This is a genomic window from Gluconobacter sp., from assembly GCF_047722525.1.
Lineage (GTDB): Bacteria > Pseudomonadota > Alphaproteobacteria > Acetobacterales > Acetobacteraceae > Gluconobacter.
Map to the genome: position 1 here is coordinate 157,348 of NZ_JBDNYY010000002.1, position 22,275 is coordinate 179,622.

19 protein-coding genes are annotated in these 22,275 nt (G+C 53.9%); 14 read left to right on the plus strand and 5 right to left on the minus strand.

Features of this window, described 5'->3' with window-relative positions; all coding sequences use genetic code 11:
• The first annotated feature begins 1 nt into the window (after window position 1).
• The 7 genes from ABF859_RS02765 (at window position 2) to ABF859_RS02795 (ending at window position 8,291) form a co-directional block, all read left to right on the plus strand.
• Window positions 2-739, plus strand: a complete 738-nt coding sequence (locus ABF859_RS02765; RefSeq protein ID WP_415525934.1) for a flagellar hook assembly protein FlgD — start codon at window positions 2-4, stop codon at window positions 737-739.
• A gap of 177 nt (window positions 740-916) precedes the next feature.
• Window positions 917-2,596 carry a flagellar basal-body MS-ring/collar protein FliF gene (gene fliF, locus ABF859_RS02770; RefSeq protein ID WP_415525936.1) on the plus strand — a complete coding sequence of 560 codons (1,680 nt, stop codon included), beginning with the start codon at window positions 917-919 and terminating at the stop codon, window positions 2,594-2,596.
• Complete coding sequence (locus tag ABF859_RS02775; protein WP_415525938.1) at window positions 2,560-3,606, plus strand: flagellar motor switch protein FliG; 1,047 nt, start codon at window positions 2,560-2,562, stop codon at window positions 3,604-3,606. Before fliF ends, ABF859_RS02775 begins: the two co-directional genes overlap by 37 nt.
• Entirely contained in the window at window positions 3,606-4,256 is a 651-nt protein-coding gene (locus ABF859_RS02780; RefSeq protein ID WP_415525940.1) for a hypothetical protein, read from the plus strand. The genes ABF859_RS02775 and ABF859_RS02780 overlap by 1 nt, the downstream gene beginning before the upstream one ends.
• Window positions 4,257-4,296: 40 nt before the next feature.
• Window positions 4,297-4,590, plus strand: coding sequence for a flagellar motor switch protein FliN (gene fliN / locus ABF859_RS02785; RefSeq protein WP_415526179.1), 294 nt, complete (start codon window positions 4,297-4,299; stop codon window positions 4,588-4,590).
• Window positions 4,591-4,641: 51 nt separating this feature from the next.
• Window positions 4,642-6,774 carry a flagellar biosynthesis protein FlhA gene (gene flhA, locus ABF859_RS02790; protein ID WP_415525942.1) on the plus strand — a complete coding sequence of 711 codons (2,133 nt, stop codon included), beginning with the start codon at window positions 4,642-4,644 and terminating at the stop codon, window positions 6,772-6,774.
• A 758-nt stretch (window positions 6,775-7,532) separates the two neighbouring features.
• A complete protein-coding gene (locus tag ABF859_RS02795; RefSeq protein ID WP_415525944.1) occupies window positions 7,533-8,291 on the plus strand; it encodes an NAD kinase in 759 nt (252 codons plus the stop codon).
• A gap of 3 nt (window positions 8,292-8,294) precedes the next feature.
• On the opposite strand, the gene ABF859_RS02800 is transcribed toward ABF859_RS02795, so the two are convergent.
• The 3 genes from ABF859_RS02800 to ABF859_RS02810 are packed head-to-tail and all read right to left on the minus strand — an operon-like array spanning window position 8,295 to window position 10,709.
• Window positions 8,295-9,227: a 2-hydroxyacid dehydrogenase gene (locus tag ABF859_RS02800; RefSeq protein WP_415525946.1), complete on the minus strand. Its 933-nt coding sequence runs from the start codon at window positions 9,225-9,227 to the stop codon at window positions 8,295-8,297.
• A gap of 37 nt (window positions 9,228-9,264) precedes the next feature.
• Window positions 9,265-9,732 (minus strand): low molecular weight protein-tyrosine-phosphatase, encoded by a 468-nt coding sequence (locus ABF859_RS02805; protein WP_415525948.1) that lies wholly within the window; start codon window positions 9,730-9,732, stop codon window positions 9,265-9,267.
• Window positions 9,729-10,709 carry an AEC family transporter gene (locus tag ABF859_RS02810; RefSeq protein ID WP_415525950.1) on the minus strand — a complete coding sequence of 327 codons (981 nt, stop codon included), beginning with the start codon at window positions 10,707-10,709 and terminating at the stop codon, window positions 9,729-9,731. The genes ABF859_RS02805 and ABF859_RS02810 overlap by 4 nt, the downstream gene beginning before the upstream one ends.
• Window positions 10,710-10,868: 159 nt before the next feature.
• On the opposite strand from ABF859_RS02810, the gene ABF859_RS02815 reads away from it, so the two are divergent.
• Entirely contained in the window at window positions 10,869-11,180 is a 312-nt protein-coding gene (locus ABF859_RS02815) for a hypothetical protein (RefSeq protein WP_415526181.1), read from the plus strand.
• Between the two features lie 20 nt (window positions 11,181-11,200).
• Here ABF859_RS02815 and acs read toward each other — a convergent pair whose 3' ends face one another.
• Window positions 11,201-13,108 (minus strand): acetate--CoA ligase, encoded by a 1,908-nt coding sequence (gene acs / locus ABF859_RS02820; protein WP_415525952.1) that lies wholly within the window; start codon window positions 13,106-13,108, stop codon window positions 11,201-11,203.
• A 120-nt stretch (window positions 13,109-13,228) separates the two neighbouring features.
• Entirely contained in the window at window positions 13,229-13,471 is a 243-nt protein-coding gene (locus ABF859_RS02825; RefSeq protein WP_415525954.1) for a hypothetical protein, read from the minus strand.
• A 522-nt stretch (window positions 13,472-13,993) separates the two neighbouring features.
• Between ABF859_RS02825 and ABF859_RS02830 the strand changes: the two genes are divergently transcribed.
• The 6 genes from ABF859_RS02830 (at window position 13,994) to ABF859_RS02855 (ending at window position 22,230) form a co-directional block, all read left to right on the plus strand.
• The gene (locus tag ABF859_RS02830) at window positions 13,994-16,117 is read left to right on the plus strand and encodes an AfsR/SARP family transcriptional regulator (protein WP_415525956.1); all 2,124 of its coding nucleotides are present in this window, start codon (window positions 13,994-13,996) and stop codon (window positions 16,115-16,117) included.
• 149 nt (window positions 16,118-16,266) lie between these two features.
• The gene (locus ABF859_RS02835) at window positions 16,267-16,782 is read left to right on the plus strand and encodes a DUF3576 domain-containing protein (RefSeq protein WP_415525958.1); all 516 of its coding nucleotides are present in this window, start codon (window positions 16,267-16,269) and stop codon (window positions 16,780-16,782) included.
• A gap of 7 nt (window positions 16,783-16,789) precedes the next feature.
• Window positions 16,790-19,387: a leucine--tRNA ligase gene (gene leuS, locus ABF859_RS02840; protein ID WP_415525960.1), complete on the plus strand. Its 2,598-nt coding sequence runs from the start codon at window positions 16,790-16,792 to the stop codon at window positions 19,385-19,387.
• On the plus strand, window positions 19,387-20,058 hold the full coding sequence (locus tag ABF859_RS02845; RefSeq protein WP_415525962.1) for a hypothetical protein: 672 nt from the start codon (window positions 19,387-19,389) through the stop codon (window positions 20,056-20,058). The genes leuS and ABF859_RS02845 overlap by 1 nt, the downstream gene beginning before the upstream one ends.
• 14 nt (window positions 20,059-20,072) lie before the next feature.
• Window positions 20,073-21,074, plus strand: coding sequence for a DNA polymerase III subunit delta (holA, locus tag ABF859_RS02850; protein WP_415525964.1), 1,002 nt, complete (start codon window positions 20,073-20,075; stop codon window positions 21,072-21,074).
• Between the two features lie 142 nt (window positions 21,075-21,216).
• Window positions 21,217-22,230 (plus strand): SDR family oxidoreductase, encoded by a 1,014-nt coding sequence (locus tag ABF859_RS02855; protein WP_415525966.1) that lies wholly within the window; start codon window positions 21,217-21,219, stop codon window positions 22,228-22,230.
• Window positions 22,231-22,275: the final 45 nt, after the last annotated feature.

Here is a 22,275-nt window from a genome sequence, read left to right on the forward strand (position 1 = left end):
CATGATCTCTTCAGCGGGAACAACAGCCAGCACATCTCTTTTGAGTCAGGCTATCGCTGCGGCGAAAAGTAATGCCGCAGCAAATTCTGCAGCAGCTTCGTCCAGTACATCAACTGCTACAAGCAGTTCGACCGGCTCCCTGTCCTCTCTTGGAGGAAACTTCAATCAATTTCTTACATTGCTCACAACGCAGCTACAGCATCAGGATCCGAGCAATCCTACAAGCACTGACTCGTTCACGGCGGAACTGGCTCAGTTTGCGGGTGTTCAGCAGCAGGTGGAAACCAATACCAATTTAACCAGCCTGATCTCTGCGACTCAGGATAATCAGATGGCCTCGGCTGTCAGTCTGATTGGCAAGACGACAACTGCCAGCAGTTCCAGTTTGCCGCTGCAGGGGGGAGCGGCATCCCTATCATTTACGGCGCCTCAGGCGGGTGATGTGGCAATTGCTGTAACGGATAATACAGGAACGGTTGTAAAATCCGAAACAATAGACGCGGCATCAGGAACAAATACCTGGAAGTGGGACGGTAAAAATAATGCAGGAACGCAATTGAACGATGGAGCTTATACTGTCGCAGTAGAAGGAAGCTCTACGGATGGTACCAGTGTTGCTCTTCCAACTACGATAACAGGAACGGTAACCGGCGTTTCAAAAAGTTCTTCCGGAGTCAATATTGATATGGGAGATGCTACAATTGACATGAGTGACCTGACTGGTTTTTCAGATACCTGATCCCAGCATCTTCCCAATGCGGCTTGTTAGGCGTGTGTTAACCTTTCTGTCCCACAATGAGCATTATCGACAGTAAAGCTTTTAGGGGTAAGTGCGCATGTGGACAGAGCAGGGAGGTTTTCCTGAGGGGAGTCGTCATGATTGCGATTCGCCTTGTAAGCAGGAAGAGAGCAACCGGTGAAAGCGTTGCTAACAAACCTCAAGCAATTGGGTCTTCCGCGTTTGGCAGCTCTCGGTGGTGTTGGAACTGCCATGCTGATCCTGCTCGGAGTTCTTGTTCTGCATGGTGTTAATGCCACAAACGGGTTGCTGTACCGTGATTTGGAAGCTCATGAAGCGGGTGAAATCGTAGACCAGCTTTCAAAAGCGCATATCAAATATCATCTACAGGATCAGGGCAGTACCATTATGGTGCCTGACGAGGATGTCGCCCGCGCCAGATTGCTCCTGGCGAAAAGTGGACTGCCATCCGGTGGATCTGTCGGATACGAGATTTTTGACAAGGGCAACAGTTTTACAGCCACGCAATTCGAGCAGACCATTAATGAGACCCGCGCCCTTGAAGGGGAGCTCGAGCGCTCAATTCGTCTCATCCATGGCGTTCGGAATGCAAGAGTTCACTTGGTTCTGCGCCATAGGGAACTCTTTTCAACTGATGAACAAAATGCCCAGGCAAGTGTTCTTCTTTCAATGGACGGAGGGCGTCGTCTTGATGAAGAAAGCATTGCTGCCGTTGTTAATCTTGTTTCCGCTGCGGTTCCGGGGCTTGATGCACGCAATATCTCCCTGATTGATAATCGTGGGCATGTTCTTCTGAAACAGGGAGAAGGGACGGCTAATGGCGGTCAGTCTCCGGAAGAGCAGCGTCAATTGATTGAGCAACGTATTGCCCGAGAAGTTGAAGATCTATTGGGATCGTCATTGGGACCGGGGCATGTTCGTGTTGAAGCAAATGTAACAATGAATAACGATCAGGTCCGGGAAACTCAGGAAAATTATGATCCTGATCAACAGGTACTGCGTTCACAGCAAACCAAAACAGAAAAAAACATTAATACTCAGGGCTCTACCAACACGACAGTATCGAATAACCTTCCCAACGCCAACGCGGGCCAACAGCAAAATGGAAGTCAAAGCAGTCGGCAGGAGCAAACCAACAACTACGAAATAGGCAAGACCGTCCGCACTCTGGTTCAAGACCAGCCACGTATTGCTCGTATAAGCATGGCTGTAATGGTGGATGGTATTAGCCAGACTGATGGCAAAGGCCATTTGACATGGCAGGCACGCAGTCAGGAAGAACTCGGTCGACTGACTGCGTTGACCAAAAGTGCAGTTGGGTTCGATCAGAGCCGCGGTGACGTGGTAACAGTAATGTCCATGAAATTTACTGATATGGAAACGGAAATGCGACCAGCCGCTTCCGGTTGGTCCAAATTTCTTTCTCATTCAAATCAGATGGAAGCCGTAAGGTTTGGATTATTCGTTACTTGTTTAGCCATGGTCCTGTTTTTTGTTGTTCGACCATTGTTGCGACCGGTTGGAGAAGGAAATACACAGACATTATTAGGTTTTCCAGCTTCCCAATCTCGATCTCCGGGCGATGCCCTCTCAGCACAGCCGGCTGTTTATTTGCCGGGTAGTCAGGCTGAGGGACAAAAAACACCAATGCTCGAAGCTGCATATGTTAATGCGGAGCCACTGGATGAAGAGACGGTTTCTGTTAATGGGGTTCAAGGGCGAATTAGGGCTTCGTCGGTTCAGAAGGTCGTAGATCTTGTGGAGACCCATCCTTCTGAAAGCATTGCTTTGGTAAGGGGATGGTTGATGCCTTCTCAGGAAGGAATAGCGAGATAATGGAAATGGAAAAGAATATCTCAGGGGTGCAAAAGGCTGCCATCTTAATGATGGCACTGGGTGAAGAAAACTGCTCTCGTTTGTTCGAGCAGATGCATGAAGAAGAGATTAGAGAAATTTCTTCTGCCATGGCCCAGCTTGGGATTGTTTCTTCAAATGTTGTCGAAAAAGTATGCCATGAATTTAGCCAGGGATTAGGATCGGCGGAAGGAGTGGTAGGAGATCTCGAGAGTACAGAAAAACTTCTCAAGAATGCTCTTCCTGCCAATCGTGCTGCGGCGATTATGGAAGAAATTCGTGGTCCTGCTGGGCGAACAATGTGGGATAAACTGGGGAATGTATCAGAATCAGTTCTCGCGAATTATTTGAAAAATGAGTATCCACAAACAGTGGCGGTTATCTTGAGTCGGATTAAACCTTCTCATGCAGCGAAAGTTCTCGCACTTTTCCCTGAAGAATTTTCGTTAGATATTATGATGAGAATGTTGAAGACAGAAACTATACAAAAGAATGTTCTTCAAAGTGTAGAGAAAACGTTAAGATCAGAATTTGTTTCTAATCTTCCGCGAGGAATAAATCGTAATAGTCATGAAGTTTTGGCGGATATATTCAACAATTTTGACAGGAGACTTGAAGGCAGATTTATGACTGCTTTGGAAGAGCGTAGTCAGGATGATGCAGAACAAATTAAAAGCCTCATGTTTACCTTCGAAGAGCTTGTAAATATTTCGGGAGAAGGGTTGATAACACTATTGAACCAAATCCCTCGTGAGAGCCTTCCGTTGGCGCTTAAAGGCGCAAGTGACAAGTTAAGGCAGGCATTTCTCGCTTCTATGTCAGAACGCGCAGGTCGCATTCTTTTGGATGAAATTGAAGATTTGGGGCCTGTTCGAGTGAAAGATGTGGATACAGCACAGAACGAAATTCTTATCATTGCGAAAGATCTGGTTGACCGGGGTGAAATTGATCTGATTGATCAAGAACAACCAGGAAACGAGATGATTGTTTGATGAGTAATTTATTTTCTGCAGAAAGGAATATTCCAAGTATTCTTTATACTGAGGATTTTGACTCAGTGTCTAAATTCAAAATAGAAAAAAACGAGGACATACCCGCTGTAGTAGAGGTTAAAAAAAATGAACTGCCCTCCAAAGAGGTTTTAGATGAGTATTATAATAAGGGACTTCGGGAAGGGCGAAGGCTGGAAAAAGAAATAAGCGATAATGAAAAATTAATTTTGGAAGATAATTTTAATAAAAATATATTATGTGAAATAAAAGAAATAAAATTAAAAATAGATGAGCAAAAAAGAGAAATTTCCAGAGAAGTTTCTTTTGTAATATTTAAAGCTCTTATAAATTTATTTCCTAATATCCTGGCACAATATGGGGCTGAGGAATCTAAAAAAATTTTTGAGAAAATCACTCCCTTTTTAAATGAGAATTACCGCTTAAAATTAACTTGCTCTAAAGATCTTTTTGGAAAAATAAAGATGTATTTTCCTAGCTCTATGGAAAGTGAGATGGAGATCAATCTGGATGAAGAAATAAAAGATGGTGAATTTAAATTATCGTGGGGTGGTGGGTATTTGGTCCGTAATGCAGAGGAATCTATAAAAAGAATAATATCAGATATTTTTCTTTTACTGGATGATAAATAGGAACGAAAGCATGTCTGAAAAAGACAAGGAAGATTTCAATATGGAAAAAGAAGAATTTTCGGGAGTTGATAAAATAGATAATAAAGTCCCTAATGATTTAGAGGCTATTTATGATATACCGGTGACTGTAAGTGCGGTTTTAGGGCGTACCACTATGCCAATAAACCAGTTATTGCGCTTGGGTCGTGGTGCTGTAGTCGAATTGGATCGTAAAATCGGAGATTCGATTGATATACTCGTCAATAATCGTTTGATAGCAAGGGGTGAGGTTGTTATGGTGGATGAAACTCGTTTAGGTGTTACTATGACTGAAATCATAAAATCAGAAAAATAAATATATTATCGATCTCATTTATGAGAAATTTCTAATTCCACTGGAAGAAAAATGAATAATATTAGCAAAAATTTTTCATCTGGGATTGGAAAGATATTTTCGTCATTAAATATTTCTCCAAGTTTAATTTTATTAAAACGGTGGATTCCTGGCTCTGATATAGGCCTTGCGCTCTCTGTGTCGGCGTTGCTTTCTATACTCGTTTTGCCACTTCCAACTTTTGTGTTGGATATAGGTCTGTCATTATCAGTAACATCTTCCATTTTAGTTCTAATGGTTGCATTATTTCTGAATAGGCCTCTTGACTTTACTTCATTCCCTACATTGTTGTTGTTAACAACACTCTTGCGACTCTCCCTTGAGGTGGCAACTACTCGTTTGATTCTTAGTCATGGATACGAAGGGGCGTATGCTGCAGGCCACGTTGTGGCAGCTTTCGGTGGTTTTTTGATGGGGGGCGATGTTGTTATCGGGGCGATTTTGTTTTCGATACTCTTGGTCGTTAACTTCATGGTTATTACAAAAGGATCAGGACGTATCGCCGAGGTTGCTGCGAGGTTTTCTCTCGATTCCATGCCTGGCAAACAGATGGCTATTGATGCTGAATTATCGTCGGGGGCTATCACTGACTTTGTTGCACGTAAAAAACGTAAAGAATTAGAAGAAGAAAGCGGTTTTTATGGTGCTATGGATGGTGCCGCTAAGTTTGTGCGTGGGGATGCAATCGCTAGTCTGATAATCACGGCCATTAATATTATTGGAGGTTTGACGATAGGCGTTATTCGTCATGGAATGTCAATAACAGATGCCGCCACCGCTTTTACAACTTTAACGATAGGCGATGGTCTTGTTTCACAAATACCAGCTCTCTTGGTTTCTACCGCATCAGGTATTGTTGTAACAAAAGGAGGAACTGAAGGGGGAGCAGACGTTGCGCTGGTGCGGCAGTTGGGAGGTAATCCTAAGCCACTTGCCTTGGCGGCAGGATGTGCAACAGTTTTGGCATTAATGCCAGGTTTGCCAACATTTCCCTTTCTATTCCTGGCAATCTTGTCGGCGTCCGCCGCATGGATGAGACATCATTCGCCGGTTATTGACAAGGATAATGATGGAGATACTGTTCAAGTTCCTGAAAGTACTGTTCCAACAGATGTGCCAATTTCAGAAAGCCTTAAGGTCGACTTATTGAGACTGGAGCTAGGATTTAATTTGTTGGCAATAGCAAGCGGCGAAGGCGCTCGTCTAACGGAAAAAATTAAAATCCTGCGTAGAACAATTGCAAGTGATATGGGCTTTGTGCTGCCTCCTGTCCGTATTCAAGATAACCTGCTTCTGCCATCGGATTGTTATTCAGTCTGTATTAAAGAAATAGAAGTTGGGCGCGGTGAAGTTAGGCTTAATAAATTGTTGGCAATGGATCCTCAAGGTGGGCAGCCTCAAATTGAAGGCGAAAAAACCAAGGAACCGGCCTTTGGTTTGCCTGCATTATGGATTGATCAAAGCTTACGCGAAAATGCTATTGTTCAGGGGTATACAGTTGTGGATCCTGCGAGTGTAATTATTACACATCTGACTGAATTGGTTAAAGATAATATGGCAGATCTTCTGTCTTATTCTGAAACGCAAAAATTGCTGGATGAACTGCCTCGTGATCAACAGAAACTTGTTGTTGATTTGATTCCATCTCAGATATCAGTAGGAATGATCCAGAGAACACTTCAGTCTCTTTTGGATGAGCGTGTATCAATTCGTGATTTAATCAGCATTTTGGAAGCTTTGCAGGAAGGGTGCAGCCAAGGTCTCAAAACGGTCTCAGCATTGGTCGCACATGTTCGAATTAGGTTGGCTCGTCAAATTAGTTTTTCATTTACTAATGCTCAGGGATATATTCCAATTTTATCACTGACTCCTGAGTGGGAAATTTCCATTTTTGACAGTATGTCTAGCTTTGGAGAGGAAAAACAGATCAATTTTCCTCCTTCTAAAATGAATGAATTCGTATCTCGTTTAAGATTCTGTCTGGATAGTGCGCTGAAGAGTGGAGAAGTGCCAGTGATACTGGTTTCTCGAAATATTCGTCTTCCCCTTAGACGAATAGTGGAGCGTATACAGCCTTCGGTTGCTGTTCTGGCGCAAGAAGAAATTTTCCCTCGGTCTAAAATTCGGACTATTGGTTCAATATAAAGAGATTGTACTGGATTTTGGCGGTGGGATAGGTCGCGTTGACAAAAGATCTGATCCACAGTCCGTTGGCGGCGGGATTGCATGAAGTCGTGAAAGGTAGAGGATTTTGTCGTAGCGGGCAGGTGATACGCTATATTTGTTGAGGCAACTCAACATCGGCTCGATGCGTTTCGGTCCCGGAGCGCTTGCAGTCTGCTTACTTCTTTGGAGCGCTTCGGTCTTTGCGTGGTGGAATGACCGGTAAGATTCCGTGGATCAGCAGATCCTAGTGGAAACAGTGACCATTATGGCCTCAATCGGTCAGTGTGGCTCTGGCGTTCGGGAATAGCAATTTTATCAGAGGCGTCTATGGCTCTATAGTCTAAGGTCTGGCCTCTGGTGAGGAAAGGAGCATCCCGGGATTGTTACATCAGGTGTGGATCTTGCCCGTAAATTTCCGCGGGATCGACCAAAGCTCTTCGAAGAATCCCCTTTTTTGCTCTGGTGAGCTGCGAGGGGGCGGCCCACGAACTGTAGACTATATGCTGTCACGCATCGTCTATTCCTGATCCGGCAGGTCCATATCCGCTCTCCCCCTGCTGCCTGGATTGAAGCAGCCCCTGAGTCAGATATTACCCCAGTCCGATAGACCTTTTATCAACGTGAGCTAAAATCAGCCATCCAACATCAATCAATGGTTCTTCGATCCTTCCAGATGCTACAGCTTCATTCAGTGAAGAAAATGGTTTCCACTGACTTTGGATTGATGTGATTGTATTATGAAAATTCACTTTGTTGCATCTTCAACTGCTGCAGCTCAGGCCGCACTGGAGCGGCTTTCACAGAAGTACGGCAATGTGCGGCTTCATAATGCAGACGTTGTTGTCTGTCTGGGCGGGGATGGTTTCATGCTTGAAGCCCTGCACAAAGTTTTGGACAGTAGTATTGCTATTTACGGGATGAATTACGGAACAGTTGGCTTTTTGATGAATGCTGCTGAAGAGAATAATCTCTTACATCGTCTGAAGAAATCCCAGCCTTCGGTTCTTCATCCACTGCATATGACGGCGACGACGACGACGGGAAAAGTCAGAAGTGCGTTAGCGTTCAATGATGTGTTTCTTTTCCGGCAAACGCGTCAGACATCGCGTATCAAAATTGAAATAGATGGCCGGACCCGACTTGAGGAACTGATCTGTGATGGGATCATTGTTTCCACGCCAGCGGGGTCCACAGCGTACAATCTGTCTGCTCATGGGCCGATTGTGCCTTTGAGCGCCAATATTCTTCCTCTTACACCGATTTCTGCTTTTCGTCCCCGGCGTTGGCGCGGAGCCCTTTTGCCGTCAACTGCTGTGGTGAAGCTGACACTGCTGGATACGGAGAAGAGAGCAACAGCGGCCGTGGCTGATTTCACTGAGATTCGCGATGTTGCCGAAGTGATTGTGCGGGAAGATCGTTCCCGGAAAGCCACGATCCTGTTCGATCCCGATCATGGCCTTTCAGAGCGGATCATCGCCGAACAGTTCGTCGCATAGGCTTTAGATGACAGGTGTCAGCAGACTTCTGTCAGTGAAATAGGCAATCAGATTGTCCACGACCAGATTTGCCATGGCTGTTCTGGTCTCGATTGTGGCCGATGCCTGATGAGCCTGTAGAACGGTGTTCGTCAGGGTGAAAAAGGCCGGGTCAATGTTTGGTTCGTTCTGGAACACATCCAGACCGGCCCCCGCGATCCGTTTTTCCTGCAAGGCGTTCAGCAGGGCCGCTTCGTCTACGACTGTGCCGCGGGCGATGTTGATCAGGAATCCGTCCTTGCCCAGAGCCTCAAGGATTTTGCTGTCGATCATGTTGGCGGAACGCGGACCGCCCGAGACGGCCAGGATCAGGACGTCGCACCAAGTGGCCAGCGTTTTCAGGTCAGGCTCGAAGCGGAAGTCGCTTTCGGGCCGTGCATGAGAGTTGAAATAGGCCACTTCCATGCCAAAGGCAGAGACTCGCTTGGCAATTGCCTGTCCGATATGGCCAAATCCCGCGATACCGACCTTTTTTCGTGTCAGGCTTCGTCCCAGAGGAAGTGTTTCTGAAGGCCATTTACCGGCCCGAACGAATTGATCATTCGTCACGATGCCCCGCATTGTTGCCATCATCAGGGCAACGGCCATATCGGCGACGTCGTCGGTCAGGGTGTTCTGGGTTGTGGCGACCCGGATGTTGCGGCGTCTCGCTTCGTCCAGATTGATTCGGTCCGTGCCCACCCCGTTGACGGAAATGACTTCCAGATTGGGCAGAGCATCCATGATTTCGGAAGGCACACCAGAGGCCCCACCCGTCGTGATCCCGCGAATGGCAGGAGCAATCGCTTTCAGGTTTTCAGGAGAGGTGTAGGGATGAAGCGTAAAAGACTTCTCCAACCGTTCCTTCATGAGCGGGGGAGGGGGATCGATCGTGAGAATGTCAGGTCTTGATGACATTGGGCTCTCCATTTTTGTTCTGCCGAAGCCGCAGGCCTCAGGGGCGGGGACCAAGAGTGGTTCTGGCAAGGGCAGCGCAAGCGGCCTCGACATCCTGCCATGTCGTGACGAAGCCTTCATCTGGCCCATAATACGGGTCGATGACCTCCTGTCCGGCACGGGCGGGAATATGGTCCAGCATCAGCGAAAGACGCGCTTCTGACTGATGGGGGCGCATCTGTCTGAGAATGGCGAGATGGGAGCGATCCATCGCGATGATGTGGTCAAACCGGTAGAAATCCTCTTCGCTTACAAGGCGCGCGCGAAGGGGTGAAGCATCCAGACCCTGCCTGGATGCGACGACGCAAGTGCGTGGATCCGGAGCTTCTCCCAGATTCCAGTGTCCCGTCGCCGCAGAGTCGATATCAAGGTTGAGTCCGCGCAGGTCGGCTTCACGGCGCATGGCCAGTTCTGCGAGAGGCGAGCGGCAGATATTGCCCGTACATACAAAGAGAAAACTGGTCATGCACCTGTCAGCCAAATGAAAAACGCCATGGTGAAGATTGAACTTAACGTTCCGAAGAACAGAACGGATGCAATTTCACGTTCCAGGACGTGATACCGCATGGCAAGAATGACGTTGATGGACGCGCTGGGAATGGCCATTGTCAGAACACTCTCCTGCAACGCGGGCAGGGGAAGATGCCATATTCGGGCAAGGGTATAGACGATCCCCGGGATGATGACGTTCCGGACCGTGACGATTACGCCCACCAGAGGGCTGAATTTTACCTGACGCGTGAAGAGCACCACGCCCGATGCGAACAGCGCCGCACCGCCTGTCGTACGCCCCAGGAGCAGAAGGGAGCCCTTGAGAAACTGAGGGAGAAAAGCACCGGCACTCACCAGCAAGAGGGCCATCATCGGCACCCAGACGACTGGTTCGCGGCAGGAGTGCATCAGATGTCCGAAAAGCTCACGGAGTTCATTTTTGGACTCCCCTTCGGTCTCGACGCGATGGCGCGTGCCGCGATCATGTCCCATCAGGATCAGGGTGATGGGAAGCTGAACCAGATTCATGGCCAGGGACGCGATTGAAATCGGCACCGAACTGGCTGGCCCGAAAATCTGCCCCAGTACCGGAATACCGATGAAAGGAACGGATGGTCCCGTAATGGTCATCGCAATCAGGGCTGCTTCGCCGAGGCGGCGTTTGAGGAGCACGCGCAGGATGGCGAAGATAACGCCATACCCGCCCACCATCGCCAGCAGGATCAGAGCCGCGACCGGTCCTGCTGCCAGAACCTGATTCCGGGGCGTACTGAGGATGGATGCCAGCAGTTCCAGGGGAAGCGCGTACAGCATGACCAGACGTGTCAGAACACCAGCCTGCTGCGCGTCGAAGTCCTTTCGGTATGCCGCGAAATATCCAAATCCCAGCGTTACGAGAATCGGGAGAATGGACTGAACGATCGTCAGCAGCAGGGCAGGCGAATTCGTCATAGATGATCCATGAAAGAAAATCCGGTCAGGAAAGGATCACCTTTCGTAACGGTCGCTCCAACATTCGTCTATCCCCATGGCAGATGACAGTTGACCGAAGACGCGGAGAATGGCTTTGTGGAGTACTCTTGTCCTCTTTCTATCGGTGCCAGACACGTGATGCAATCCATACTCGATACGTTGTGGGGTCTGATCCTGGGGTTGCTGGGCGTGGTTGTGGCTGGTGTGGCGATCATCGAAGTCATGGCCCGCACCGTCCTGGCCAGTCTGGGGATACAGGGGAACACGCAGACAGTACTGCTATTCCTGCTTCTGGGAGCGTTGATCGTGGCGTCGTTCAGGATTTTCGGACGGCTCTTTGCGGTTCTGCTGGTCGCAGCGTTTTCCGTTTATTTCATGCATGTCGTGTTCGGGTTTCTGAGCGACGCGCTCATTCCGGTTCAGACATCGGGTGGGACGACCGATGTCTGAATCTCTTCTGTCCTGACAGGTCAGCCCTTCGGCGCCTGGATGATGCTGATCAGCGTCGCTACGATCTCAGGTTCGGCGAGGGTGGACAGATCGCCAAATCCTTCGGTCTCGCCGCAGGCAATCTTGCGAAGCAGACGCCGGACACTCTTTCCCGAGCGGGTCTTGGGAAGATCCGGCACGACATGGATGTGCTCTGGCGCGGCATAGCGGCCCACTCTGGAGGTGATGGCCTTCGCGGCCCTGAGGTGCAGGTCGTCGGGAGCCTCATCGCGCGGGACGACATAGACGACGATCCCCTGACCCTTGAGATCGTGGGGGATGCCAATCGCCGCGCTTTCCGCGATGGCAGGTTCAGCCGCCAGGGCATCTTCTATTTCGGCTGACCCGATCCGGTGTCCGGAGACATTGATCACATCGTCAACGCGTCCGGTAATCCAGTAATAACCGTCTTCGTCGCGTCGGGCGCCGTCACCTGTGAAATAGTAACCGGGATAAGGCTGAAGATAGGTGCGCTCGAAAAGAGCCGCATCCTTCCAGATGGAGAGAGCCCGCCCCGGCCAGGATCCTCTCAGGCAGAGCACGCCCTCAGTGGCGCCTTCTTTCGAAACGCCGCGTTCGTCAAGAAGAACAGGATGCACACCGGGAAGGGGGAGGGTGGCAGAGGCCGGCTTTTCCGTGACGGCGCCCGGAACAGGAGAGATCAGGATCCCACCGCTTTCTGTCTGCCACCAGGTGTCGACGAAAGCGCAGTGACCGCCACCGACATGGTCATTGAACCAGGACCATGCTTCCTGGCTGATGGGTTCACCCACAGTCCCCAGAACCCGCAGGGAAGAGAGGTCATGACGCTGCACGACGTCATTGCCTTCGCGCATGAGGGCACGGATGGCCGTCGGGGAGGTATAGAATGTCGTAACCTTGTGGTCCTGGATCACAGTCCACCAGCGGCCCGGTCCCGGATAGGAGGGCATGCCTTCAAACAGCAGAGCCGTGCCTCCATTCAGAAGGGGGCCATAGACGCCATAGGTATGACCCGTGATCCAGCCGATATCCGCCGTGCACCAGAAGATGTCACCCTCCTGATGATCGAAAACCAGTTCGTGCGTGTAGGACGCCCAGACCAGATATCCTCCCGTGCTGTGGACGATCCCCTTGGGCTTGCCGGTGCTCCCCGAGGTGTACAGCAGGAAAAGCGGGGCTGACGAAGGCATGTTCTGTGGCGTGCATTCGGGGGCGGCGTTTGCCAGCAGAGGGGAAAGCCACATGTCCCGTTCTGCCGTCATGCTCACGTCGTCTTCCGTGACGCTCACCACCAGAACATGCCTGACGGAAAGAGCCTCCGGGCGCAGATCCAGGGCGGCATCAAGTGTTGTCTTGAACGGAATCCGTTTGGCCCCACGGCGACCGACATTGGCCGTAATGACCAGAACCGCGCCGCTGTCAGCCAATCTGTCGGCAATGGCTTCCGCGGAGAAGCCACCAAAGAGAACCACATGGATCGCCCCGATCCGTGCGCAGGCGAGCATCGCGATCAGGCCTTCGGGGACGGACGGAAGGTGAATGGCAACCCGGTCGCCGGTCTGGACACCCTGTTCCCGCAGGACATTGGCCAGACGGCACACATGGTCATGCAGCGTCCGGTAAGTGAAGGTCACGACCCTGTCGGCGTCTTCCGCCTGCCAGATCAGAGCTTTCTGATCGCCGCGCGCTTTAAGATGCCGGTCGAGGCAGTTGACGCTCGCATTGAGCATGCCATCCGGAAACCAGCCCTGTTTCTCACAATGGGCCTGGCTGGGCTCGGCGGTCCAGGCCAGCCGTCTGCTCTCGCGCTCCCAGTAAAGCTCAGGCTCGGCAGCGGCCTGTCCCACCAGAGCGCTGTAGTCTGCCGGAGACAGCCGGAATGAGTGAGGGTGAGAGGATGGGGGCATGGACCTGAAACCTTACGCACGAAAGACGAACGCCATATAGCGGGTGTGCCGTTATATTTGGCTTGCAGGATCGGAAATAGAGAGAATTTTTTGCCTCCTCGCAGAAAGCCCTGCAGGGAGTCATGGTGTCCGCGAGAGGATTCGAACCTCCGGCCCCAGGATTCTTACCACTTCGGTTTTCACCGCCATGCCCGAGGGCATGTTCGTGGTCTGGACTGTCTCTTCACCATGGCTGTCGAAACGAAGCCAAGGTGTCACCCGTACAGTCTCTACACCTTCTTTCCAGCGCACCGGAAAGCTTGGCTCGGGATTGGCACGATCGAGATGATCAGAGCGTTCCCCGAATTTGAGCGAATCCACCATGCGGTTTCCCATCATGGCGCCCAATTCAAAACCTTAGGAATCCTGTGCTCTATCCTGCTGAGCTACGCGGACAAACAAGTTTAGGATATCGCGGTTACATTGTTTCTGCAACCAGGGGCCTTCCGCATTCGGGAATGGAAAATGTTCGGGATTCTCCTGTTCATCCCGATCCTCGGGAGATGAGGAATGAAAAAAATGCCGGTGGAACAGGCATATCGGGAGGAATGAGGATGATACAGTGCGTTTATGCTATCTAAACTTTTTCTGGTTACTCTTTTAGGCAGGGCTTCTGCTACGGCCTTGCACGGCACCTCTTTTCCATCAAAAAGGTGATCCGTTTTTTTTGGTAGTACCAAATCCTGAGTAGGATAGATCGCATTCGCGTCTGGCATCCTACACAATACCCCTTGTCAGGGGTGTTGCAGGTTTGACTGGGTTGAGAATCGCCATGATCTGCTTTGCTTGCGACGATACACTGAAGCTGCTGGGAGTTTCTGTCCCTCCCGGTAAGGGGCGCTGATCGTGGAAGGGGCAAAGATAACGGATAACGCATCCCGTTACATCCGCGAGACCGACCCTACTCTTCTGCGTCTGAGACTGATCGGACAGATGGAAGCGAAAACCCTTACGGGTGAGAGCGTTCTGCCGGTTGGCGGTAAAACGCGGGCTCTTCTGGCTATTCTGGCCCTCGCTGACCGAAAGCCTGTCCTGCGGTCCCGTCTGGCGGAACTGCTGTGGAGCCAGCGCCCTGAAGATATGGCTCGTGCATCGCTCAGGCAGGAAATCCATCGCTTACTGGATGCGCTGAGTCCGCTGGGTGTGGATGTCATCGATGTCCAGCGCCACTCACTTGCCCTGAAGCCCGTGCTGACCTCTGTGGATGCCGAGAGGTTGCTGACAGCCAGCGTTCGGACGATCGACAGCGTGACTCTCCCTGACGAGCCATTACTCGGCGAACTGGCGGGGGTGGATCCGGCCCTGGATGAATGGCTGGTCCAGCAAAGGGAACGGCTCTCAGCGCATCTTCAGCAGGTTTATGAAAATGCCGTTCGGGAACTGACGGATCCAGATCAGGTCGAGGAGATGGCCGAGCGCCTGCTGAAGACTGACGGTCTGAACGAGATTGCCTGGCGCGCCAGAATACAGACGGCGTTCCATCGCGGAGATCCGGGACGGGCGGCGGCACTCGCCGATCAGATGATGCAGGTTTTCGGGGACGTCGAAGGATATGTCCTGACGCCGGCGACCCAGGCGCTGATCGCAAGCATTCCCACGGATACTGCCAGCAGGGAACTGGTAAAAGATTTCCCGCAGGCGGTTTTGTCGACCGGGAGTTCTGAAACGTCCTTTGTCGCTCCCCTGCAGCGTCCGGATCCAATGCTGGCCCTGCCGGTGCACTATGCTGCTCAACACCCGTCTTCTGCGGAGCCGCGAAAAATCTCACTGGTTTTCCTGGTCCCGTCATGTACGGACGGAACGCTTTCGGATCAGGGGCAGCGTCTGCGGGATCAACTGGAACTCATGTTTGTCAACATGGGCACCTTCGACATTCTTGCTATTCCAGAGGCATCCTTGCCCGATCCGGCCAATGCGCCCGCGGTCTACCGGGCGTGGGGCACGGATTACGTCATTTCCGGAAACCTGCGGACGGGACAGGATGGCGCTGACAACCGCTTGATCCTGCGTGTGCTGGATGCACGACGCGGGGGTGTCATCATCTGGGGAACGCATTACGACTTCCCGTCTTCCGGCCTCGATGCGGCGAAAAACAGCATTCTGGCCCCGGTGCAGGCCATGCAATGGAGCATCTTTGTCACGGAAGCCCGGCGCATTGCAGGCCGTCCGGATTCAGAGCTTTCAGCGCTCGGGATGGCGCTGAGGGCTTTTACGCTGCTCCTGCGACATGACTGTTCGCTTTTCGGCAGGATTGGATCTTTGCTGGAACGTGCTGTCGATCTGGAAAAGGAGGACGGGGCGATTGCGCTCATTGATGGGCTGTATTGCTATGTCCGTTTTCTGAATGAATGGAGCGCGGATACGGAGGCCGTGTTTGCTCGCGGCCTTCGCAGCGTTCGTGCTGCCATTTTGCTTATGCCGGACCTGCATGCGGTTGAAATCCTTCTTGCCGCATATCTGATGCATGATTCCGCCAGCCGCAGTACGGCTTTCTCGGTCGCTCAGACCGCAGTGGATGCTATCTCGCGAAAGGACCAGAATTATGAGGGCTCCCCTGACTATCTGATGGCAGGCATTGTTCTGGATCTGTTGCGGGGAGAGATGAAATCTGCGGCTGGCATTGTGAAAGTTCTTCTGCAAAATGACTGCCGTTCCCAGTTGCTGGAACTGCTGCGGCCGGCTTTCATGATGGTCCTGCTGCTGGGGGAGGCCTATCAGGAAGTAATCTCGATGGGCAGGCTGATGGCCGGACTGTATCCGTCCTGTCCGGCATCTCTGGTTTATTATCTCATCGCCCTGATTGAAGTGGATGATTTTTCGGAAGAGGCCTGTCAGGTCTGTCGCCACCTTCTTCGTCTGGTGCCGGACCTGACAATTTCAAAAATCATCAGCCGCTTTCCTCTGGTGGAGAAACCTCAGCAGAAGAGAATGGCGGAAGCACTGGGCAAGGCGGGTCTGGCCCGGGAATAAGCTGGAGAATAAGAACATCTCCCGCAGGTGCTTGGCCTTGTGACGCCGGCGCGATATGAACACTCAAACAGAAGTTGCCGGCTGCAGGCCTCGCCAGTCTGCATCCTTGCTTGTGACCGGCCCTGGCGCGGCCCGCAGGACCACACACGATGTCTCGCATCCAGTTGACCGTTCTCCTACCCTTTCACCGACCCACGACCCGTCTTGCTCTTGGATTTCTGGCTCTCGGTGCTCTTGCCGCCTGTGGTGGCGGACGCGATCCGAGCACCCTGACAGCGCCCCGGAATCATCTTCTGGGCGTGGATCGCGGGGCCGAAGGTGGTGCTGACGAGCTGCGTGGTGGCGTGAACGCCTATCTGTGGCGTGGTGCGATCGATACGCTGTCCTTCATGCCTCTGGCGTCGGCTGATGCCGTCGGCGGCGTCATTCTGACTGACTGGTATCAGCCCTCCGCCAGCCAGAACGAGCGCTTCAAGATTGCAGCCTATGTGCTGGATCGCCGGCTTCGTTCCGATGCTCTCCGGGTTTCTGTCTTCCGTCAGATTCTTCAGGACGGGCAGTGGGAAGACACCCCGGTCTCGGCAACCACCACTTCCGATATCACCACCCGCATCCTGACACGCGCGCGTCAGTTGCGTGCCGAAAATGGCGAGCGGGACAACTGAGTCAGACATGAGCGATACCACAGCCCCCGCATTCGATTTCCAGAACCGCGAACCGTTCTGGCAGGAAGAGTGGAAGCAGCGGAACATCTTTGCAGTTCCCGATGTTCCTCCCGCCGACCGTCCGAAATATTATGTGCTGGAGATGTTCCCGTATCCGTCGGGACAGCTTCATGTCGGACATGTCCGGAACTACACGCTCGGGGATGTGGTCGCACGGTACAAGCGGGCCCGTGGTTTCACCGTCATGCATCCCATGGGGTGGGACGCTTTCGGTCTCCCGGCGGAAAATGCCGCGCGTGAACGGAATGTGCATCCGGGCAAGTGGACGATGGACAACATCGCCACGATGCGCGGAACGCTCCAGCGCCTCGGGTTCTCTCTGGACTGGGATCGTGAAATTGCGACCTGCCTGCCAGAGTATTACGGCAAGCAGCAGAAGCTGTTCACGGACATGCTGGCGGCCGGACTGGTCGAGCGGCGTGATTCCCTCGTCAACTGGGATCCCGTCGATGAAACGGTTCTTGCGAACGAGCAGGTTGTGGATGGCCGTGGCTGGCGCTCCGGGGCGCTGATCGAGAAAAAGAAGCTCTCCCAGTGGTTTCTGAAAATCACGAAGTTTGCCCAACCCCTGCTCGATGATCTCAAGACGCTGGATCGCTGGCCTGAGCGCGTGCGGACGATGCAGGAGCGCTGGATCGGGCGTTCGGAAGGGGCAAGGGTCCGTTTTGCCCTGCATCAGCCGCCAGCAGGCTACGATGAAGATCTGGACAGTGTTGAAGTCTTTACCACGCGCCCGGACACGCTTTTCGGTCTGAGCTTCATCGGGATTTCCGCGGAACATCCTCTGGCGCGCAAGGTTGCTGAGACCAATCCACAGGCTGCGGCCTTTATCGAAGAATGTCGTCGCCTCGGAACATCCGAGGAAGCCATTGAAGCTGCTGAGAAGCGCGGGTTCGACACGGGCCTGCGTGTTGCCAATCCGCTGGATCCGGAAAAAACGGCGCCTGTCTGGATCGCCAATTTTGTCCTGATGGATTACGGTACCGGCGCCGTTTTCGGCTGCCCGTGTGGCGACCAGCGCGATCTTGATTTCGCACGCAAATATGACCTGCCGGTTCCGCAGGTCCTGCTGCCCGCCGGTCAGGATGCCGAAACCTTTACGCTGGGCAAGAAGGCCGTCTCTGGAGACGCTACCCTCTTCAATTCCGGCTTTCTGGACGGACTGGATCCCGCAAAGGCTCGCACGAAGGTTATCGAGCGCCTTGAAGGTCTGGGCGCCGGCAAGGGCGTCGTAAACTGGCGCCTGCGTGACTGGGGGATTTCCCGCCAGCGGTACTGGGGCTGCCCGATCCCCATCATCCACTGCGAGACCTGTGGTCCGGTTCCCGTGCCGGATGACCAGCTTCCGGTCATTCTGCCCGAGGACGTGACGTTTGATCGGCCCGGCAATCCGCTGGATCATCATCCCACATGGAAGCATGTTGCCTGTCCCTGCTGTGGCAAGGCTGCCGTTCGCGAAACGGATACGTTCGACACCTTTGTTGACAGTTCCTGGTATTTCGCGCGCTTTACCAGCCCGCATGCCGAGACGCCGACTGTCCCGGCCGCGGCCAATGGCTGGCTTCCGGTCGATCAGTATATCGGCGGGATCGAGCATGCGATCCTGCATCTGCTTTATGCGCGTTTCTTTACCCGTGCGATGCACGAAACCGGGCATCTGGATGTTGATGAGCCGTTTGCCGGTCTGTTTACGCAGGGTATGGTGACGCATGAAAGCTACCGGGACGACAGTGGCTGGCTGTATCCCGAGGAGGTCGATCGTCAAGGCGATCAGGTCGTGCGGCGCGATTCCGGAACTCCGGTTCAGGTGGGCCGGTCCGAGAAAATGTCCAAGTCCAAGCGCAACACGGTGTCTCCCGTGGACATCATTGAACGCTATGGCGCCGATACGGCCCGCTGGTTCGTGCTGTCCGACAGTCCGCCCGAGAGGGACATGGAGTGGACGGCGTCAGGTGTCGCAGCGGCTGCGCGCTTTGGTCAGCGCCTGCATCGCCTTGTGGCAGCAGTGGCCGATCGGGACTCAGCCGATAGCGCGCATGGTTCCGCAGGGGATGACCTGCGTCGTGTGACGCACCGGACCATTGTGGCCGTTGGTGAAGCGCTTGAAGCCTTCACGCCGAATGTTGCCGTGGCCCGTCTGCACGAACTGACATCGGCGCTGGCTGAGGCCGAGCGTATCGAAGGGGCAGGGATTGCCGCGGCCCGTCGTGACGCAGCGCGTGTCCTGTGTCTGCTGACGGCGCCGATGATGCCGCATCTGGCGGAAGACATGATGGCGGTTCTGGAACCGGGAAGCGCTCTGGTCGTGGAGCGTTCCTGGCCGGAAGCGGAAGAACAGTGGCTTGCGGTTCAGAGTGTGACGATCGGCGTGCAGATCCTCGGCAAGCTGCGCGGAACCATCGAAGTTCCGCCCGATGCTCCGAAGGAAGATGTATTGGCCGCAGCCAAAAGTGAGCCGAACGTGGCCCGTCTGCTGGAAGGAAAACGGCTGGTGAAGGAAATTCATGTCCCGAACCGGATCGTCAATTTCGTGGTGGCAGGCTGATGTCTGACCGGCGCGGCGCCTTTCTTCTCACGGCCTGCCTTTTCCTGGGGGGGTGTGGTTTCAGCCCCCTCTACGGAAAGCTGACGCCAAAAACCGACATGTCGGAAGAGTTGGCCCAGATCTATGTGGACAACATTCCGGGCCGGTATGGTCAGCTCCTGCGGCTGGCGCTTCAGAAGAACCTGGCGGGCGCCGGGCCGGAGGATCCTCACAAATACATGCTGAAAGTCTATTCCAGCATGAATGAGGAAGCGGTGGATATCCATCAGGACAACACCTCCGGTCGCACGCGAAGCACCGGTTCCGCCCACTGGGTCCTCATAACCGTGGAGCAGAATCCCCGCATGCTGGCGCAGGGTGATGCAACGACGCTGGATGGTTTCAACACCAGTTTCGAGCAGTATTTTGCCCAGACCCTGAATGATGAAACGCTTCAGGCGCGTGTTTCGGATACCCTGGCCCAGACGGTGACCCAGCAGATCGCGATCTGGTTCCGCAATCACAACATGCCCGAAAAGGCCGCTCCCGACGAACTGCCGCGCTATCTGAACACCGATCGCATGCCCGACGATAACGGAAACGCAGCGACTGATCGTACTGGTGTGGACGGCTTCCCGGCTTCCGCAACAGGCCGACTGTCCCGGGGCACGACCAGCGCGACCCCTCAGTAAGGAAAGCGCGCCAGGTGAAGATTGACGCACGGAGTATCGGGCGCACACTGGCCGATGCCGGCTCCTGGCGGGCCATTGTGCTTCATGGGGAAGATACCGGCCTTATCCGGGAGCGGGCGGCACAGGCCGTCAGACGGGTGGCCGGAACGCTTGATGATCCGTTTCAGGTTGCGCAACTGGATCGGGAAACACAGGACCGGCTCGAAGAAGAAGCGACGGCGCTCTCCCTGATCGGCGGGCGACGCGTTGTCTGGGTACGTGATGGGCAGGACAGTCTGGCGCCCCTGTTCAAGCGGGTGCTTGAGGCCGAAACGGATGCGCTGATCGTGATTGAAGCGCCGGGAATCACGGCGCGTTCCAAGCTGCGTGCGCTGGCCGAAGCGAACAAACAGGTTGCGTCCATTGCCTGCTATCCTGAAGAAGGGCGGGCGCTGTCCCAGACCGTGACCGAGGCTCTCGGGCAGGCCGGTGTGACAATCGACCGTGACGCGCTGATCTGGCTCCAGGGGGTTCTCGGGGCTGATCGCAGTGGCGTGCGGGGAGAAGTCGAGAAGCTGGTCCTGTATGCAGGCGAGAATGGCCGGCTCGATCTGCAGGCCGTTCAGGAGTGTGTGGGGGATGCTGGCGGCAATTCCCTGGAGGATGCCGCTTTTTCGGCATTGTGTGGAAACCGCATGATGGCTGATCAGGCTCTTGAACGTGCCCTTGCGGATGGTGCCAATCCCGTTGCGGTTGCGCGGACTGTTCTGGGCGTGCTGGTCCGGCTTCAGAAAGTCGCACAGGCCGTACAGGACGGGCAGGGGCGGGCAGAGGCCATGAAAGCCCTGAAGCCGCCGGTGTTCTTCAAGCGCACGGCCGCCTTCGGGCAGGCGCTGGATCGCTGGTCCCTCGCGGCGCTCGCAATGGCTGCGCGGGAAACGCAGGCTTTTGAACTGGCCTGCAAGCAGAGCGCATCGCCCGATATGGCGCTGTGCAGACGGCATATCGCGTCTCTTTGCACCGTCAGGAAAGTCTGAACGCGTCGCCAGTCGGTTCTGAAACCGACTTTTTATGGCAACTTCCTGTTCCGCGAGACTGTTTTCCTTTTCGTCAGAAATCAATGATCCGTCATGCTGGCCCGAACGGACCGGCTTGCGGAGAACGGAAAAGGACCGGTTCATGAGTGAACGCAATTCCGATGACTCCCGTCGCAAAGTTCTGAAAGGTGCGGCTCTGGGGCTTGCTGCGGCGGCAGCCGTCAGTCGGGCCAAAGCTGCCGATCCCTCCATGGCGACCGAGAATGGCGCGCCCCCGCTGTCTGATCCTGCAAAGCGCTATACGGACGGCCCGTTTCAGGCCCAGCCACAGCCCTGGCCTGGTCTGGCCTCCAGAATGACCCCGCGTCCCGATCACGGTGAAACGTCCTATCGCGGCTCCGGGCGAATGGCAGGACGCAAGGCACTCGTGACCGGGGGAGATTCCGGGCTGGGGCGTGCTGCAGCGATCGCCATCGCCCGGGAAGGGGCAGACGTCGCCATTTCCTATCTTCCTGCCGAAGAAGAAGATGCGAAGGAAGTTATTGATCTCATCCGCAGCGCGGGGCGCAAGGCCGTGGCGCTTCCCGGCGATATCCGTTCGGAAAAATTCTGTCAGAAGCTGGTGGCCAATGCCGCGCGGGAACTGGGCGGCCTTGACTGTCTCATCAATTGCGCCGGGCGGCAGCATTACCATGAGAGCATTCTCGATCTGACGACGGAGGATTTTGACTGGACACTCAAGACCAATCTCTATGCCCTGTTCTGGATCATCAAGGCCGCCATCCCACACATGCCGCCCGGCAGTTCGATCGTGAATACCAGTTCGACGAATGCCTATGATCCTTCCGAAATCCTGGTGGATTACAGCATCACGAAGGCCGGGATTGCGGATCTGACGAAGAGCCTGGCCAAACAGCTCGTTCCCAAGGGTATCCGCGTCAATGCGGTCGCGCCGGGACCGTTCTGGACGGCCTTGCAGGTCAGCGGTGGCCAGCCGATGTCCGCGGTTGAAAAGTTCGGCTCTACGGTCCCCCTCAAGCGTCCGGGGCAGCCCGCCGAGATCGCGCCACTCTACGTGCAGCTTGCGAGCACCGACGGAAGCTATCTGACCGGGCAGATCTTCGGTGCAACGGGTGGTACCGGTATTCCGGGCTGAACCCCTTCGTGTCGGGTTGAAGACGCGGGCGGAGGGGCCCCCTCC

Bases quoted from the DNA above. Each gene is read 5' to 3' on its own strand.
- ABF859_RS02825 (WP_415525954.1), bottom strand. From the start codon at position 13,471: ATGGTGGATTCGCTCAAATTCGGGGAACGCTCTGATCATCTCGATCGT.
- ABF859_RS02835 (WP_415525958.1), top strand. From the start codon at position 16,267: ATGTCTCGCATCCAGTTGACCGTTCTCCTACCCTTTCACCGACCCACG.
- ABF859_RS02855 (WP_415525966.1), top strand. From the start codon at position 21,217: ATGAGTGAACGCAATTCCGATGACTCCCGTCGCAAAGTTCTGAAAGGT.
- ABF859_RS02800 (WP_415525946.1), bottom strand. From the start codon at position 9,227: ATGTCATCAAGACCTGACATTCTCACGATCGATCCCCCTCCCCCGCTC.
- ABF859_RS02815 (WP_415526181.1), top strand. From the start codon at position 10,869: ATGCAATCCATACTCGATACGTTGTGGGGTCTGATCCTGGGGTTGCTG.
- ABF859_RS02765 (WP_415525934.1), top strand. From the start codon at position 2: ATGATCTCTTCAGCGGGAACAACAGCCAGCACATCTCTTTTGAGTCAG.
- ABF859_RS02810 (WP_415525950.1), bottom strand. From the start codon at position 10,709: ATGACGAATTCGCCTGCCCTGCTGCTGACGATCGTTCAGTCCATTCTC.
- ABF859_RS02805 (WP_415525948.1), bottom strand. From the start codon at position 9,732: ATGACCAGTTTTCTCTTTGTATGTACGGGCAATATCTGCCGCTCGCCT.
- acs (WP_415525952.1), bottom strand. From the start codon at position 13,108: ATGCCCCCATCCTCTCACCCTCACTCATTCCGGCTGTCTCCGGCAGAC.
- ABF859_RS02780 (WP_415525940.1), top strand. From the start codon at position 3,606: ATGAGTAATTTATTTTCTGCAGAAAGGAATATTCCAAGTATTCTTTAT.
- ABF859_RS02795 (WP_415525944.1), top strand. From the start codon at position 7,533: ATGAAAATTCACTTTGTTGCATCTTCAACTGCTGCAGCTCAGGCCGCA.
- ABF859_RS02775 (WP_415525938.1), top strand. From the start codon at position 2,560: ATGGTTGATGCCTTCTCAGGAAGGAATAGCGAGATAATGGAAATGGAA.
- flhA (WP_415525942.1), top strand. From the start codon at position 4,642: ATGAATAATATTAGCAAAAATTTTTCATCTGGGATTGGAAAGATATTT.
- ABF859_RS02845 (WP_415525962.1), top strand. From the start codon at position 19,387: ATGTCTGACCGGCGCGGCGCCTTTCTTCTCACGGCCTGCCTTTTCCTG.
- fliN (WP_415526179.1), top strand. From the start codon at position 4,297: ATGGAAAAAGAAGAATTTTCGGGAGTTGATAAAATAGATAATAAAGTC.
- leuS (WP_415525960.1), top strand. From the start codon at position 16,790: ATGAGCGATACCACAGCCCCCGCATTCGATTTCCAGAACCGCGAACCG.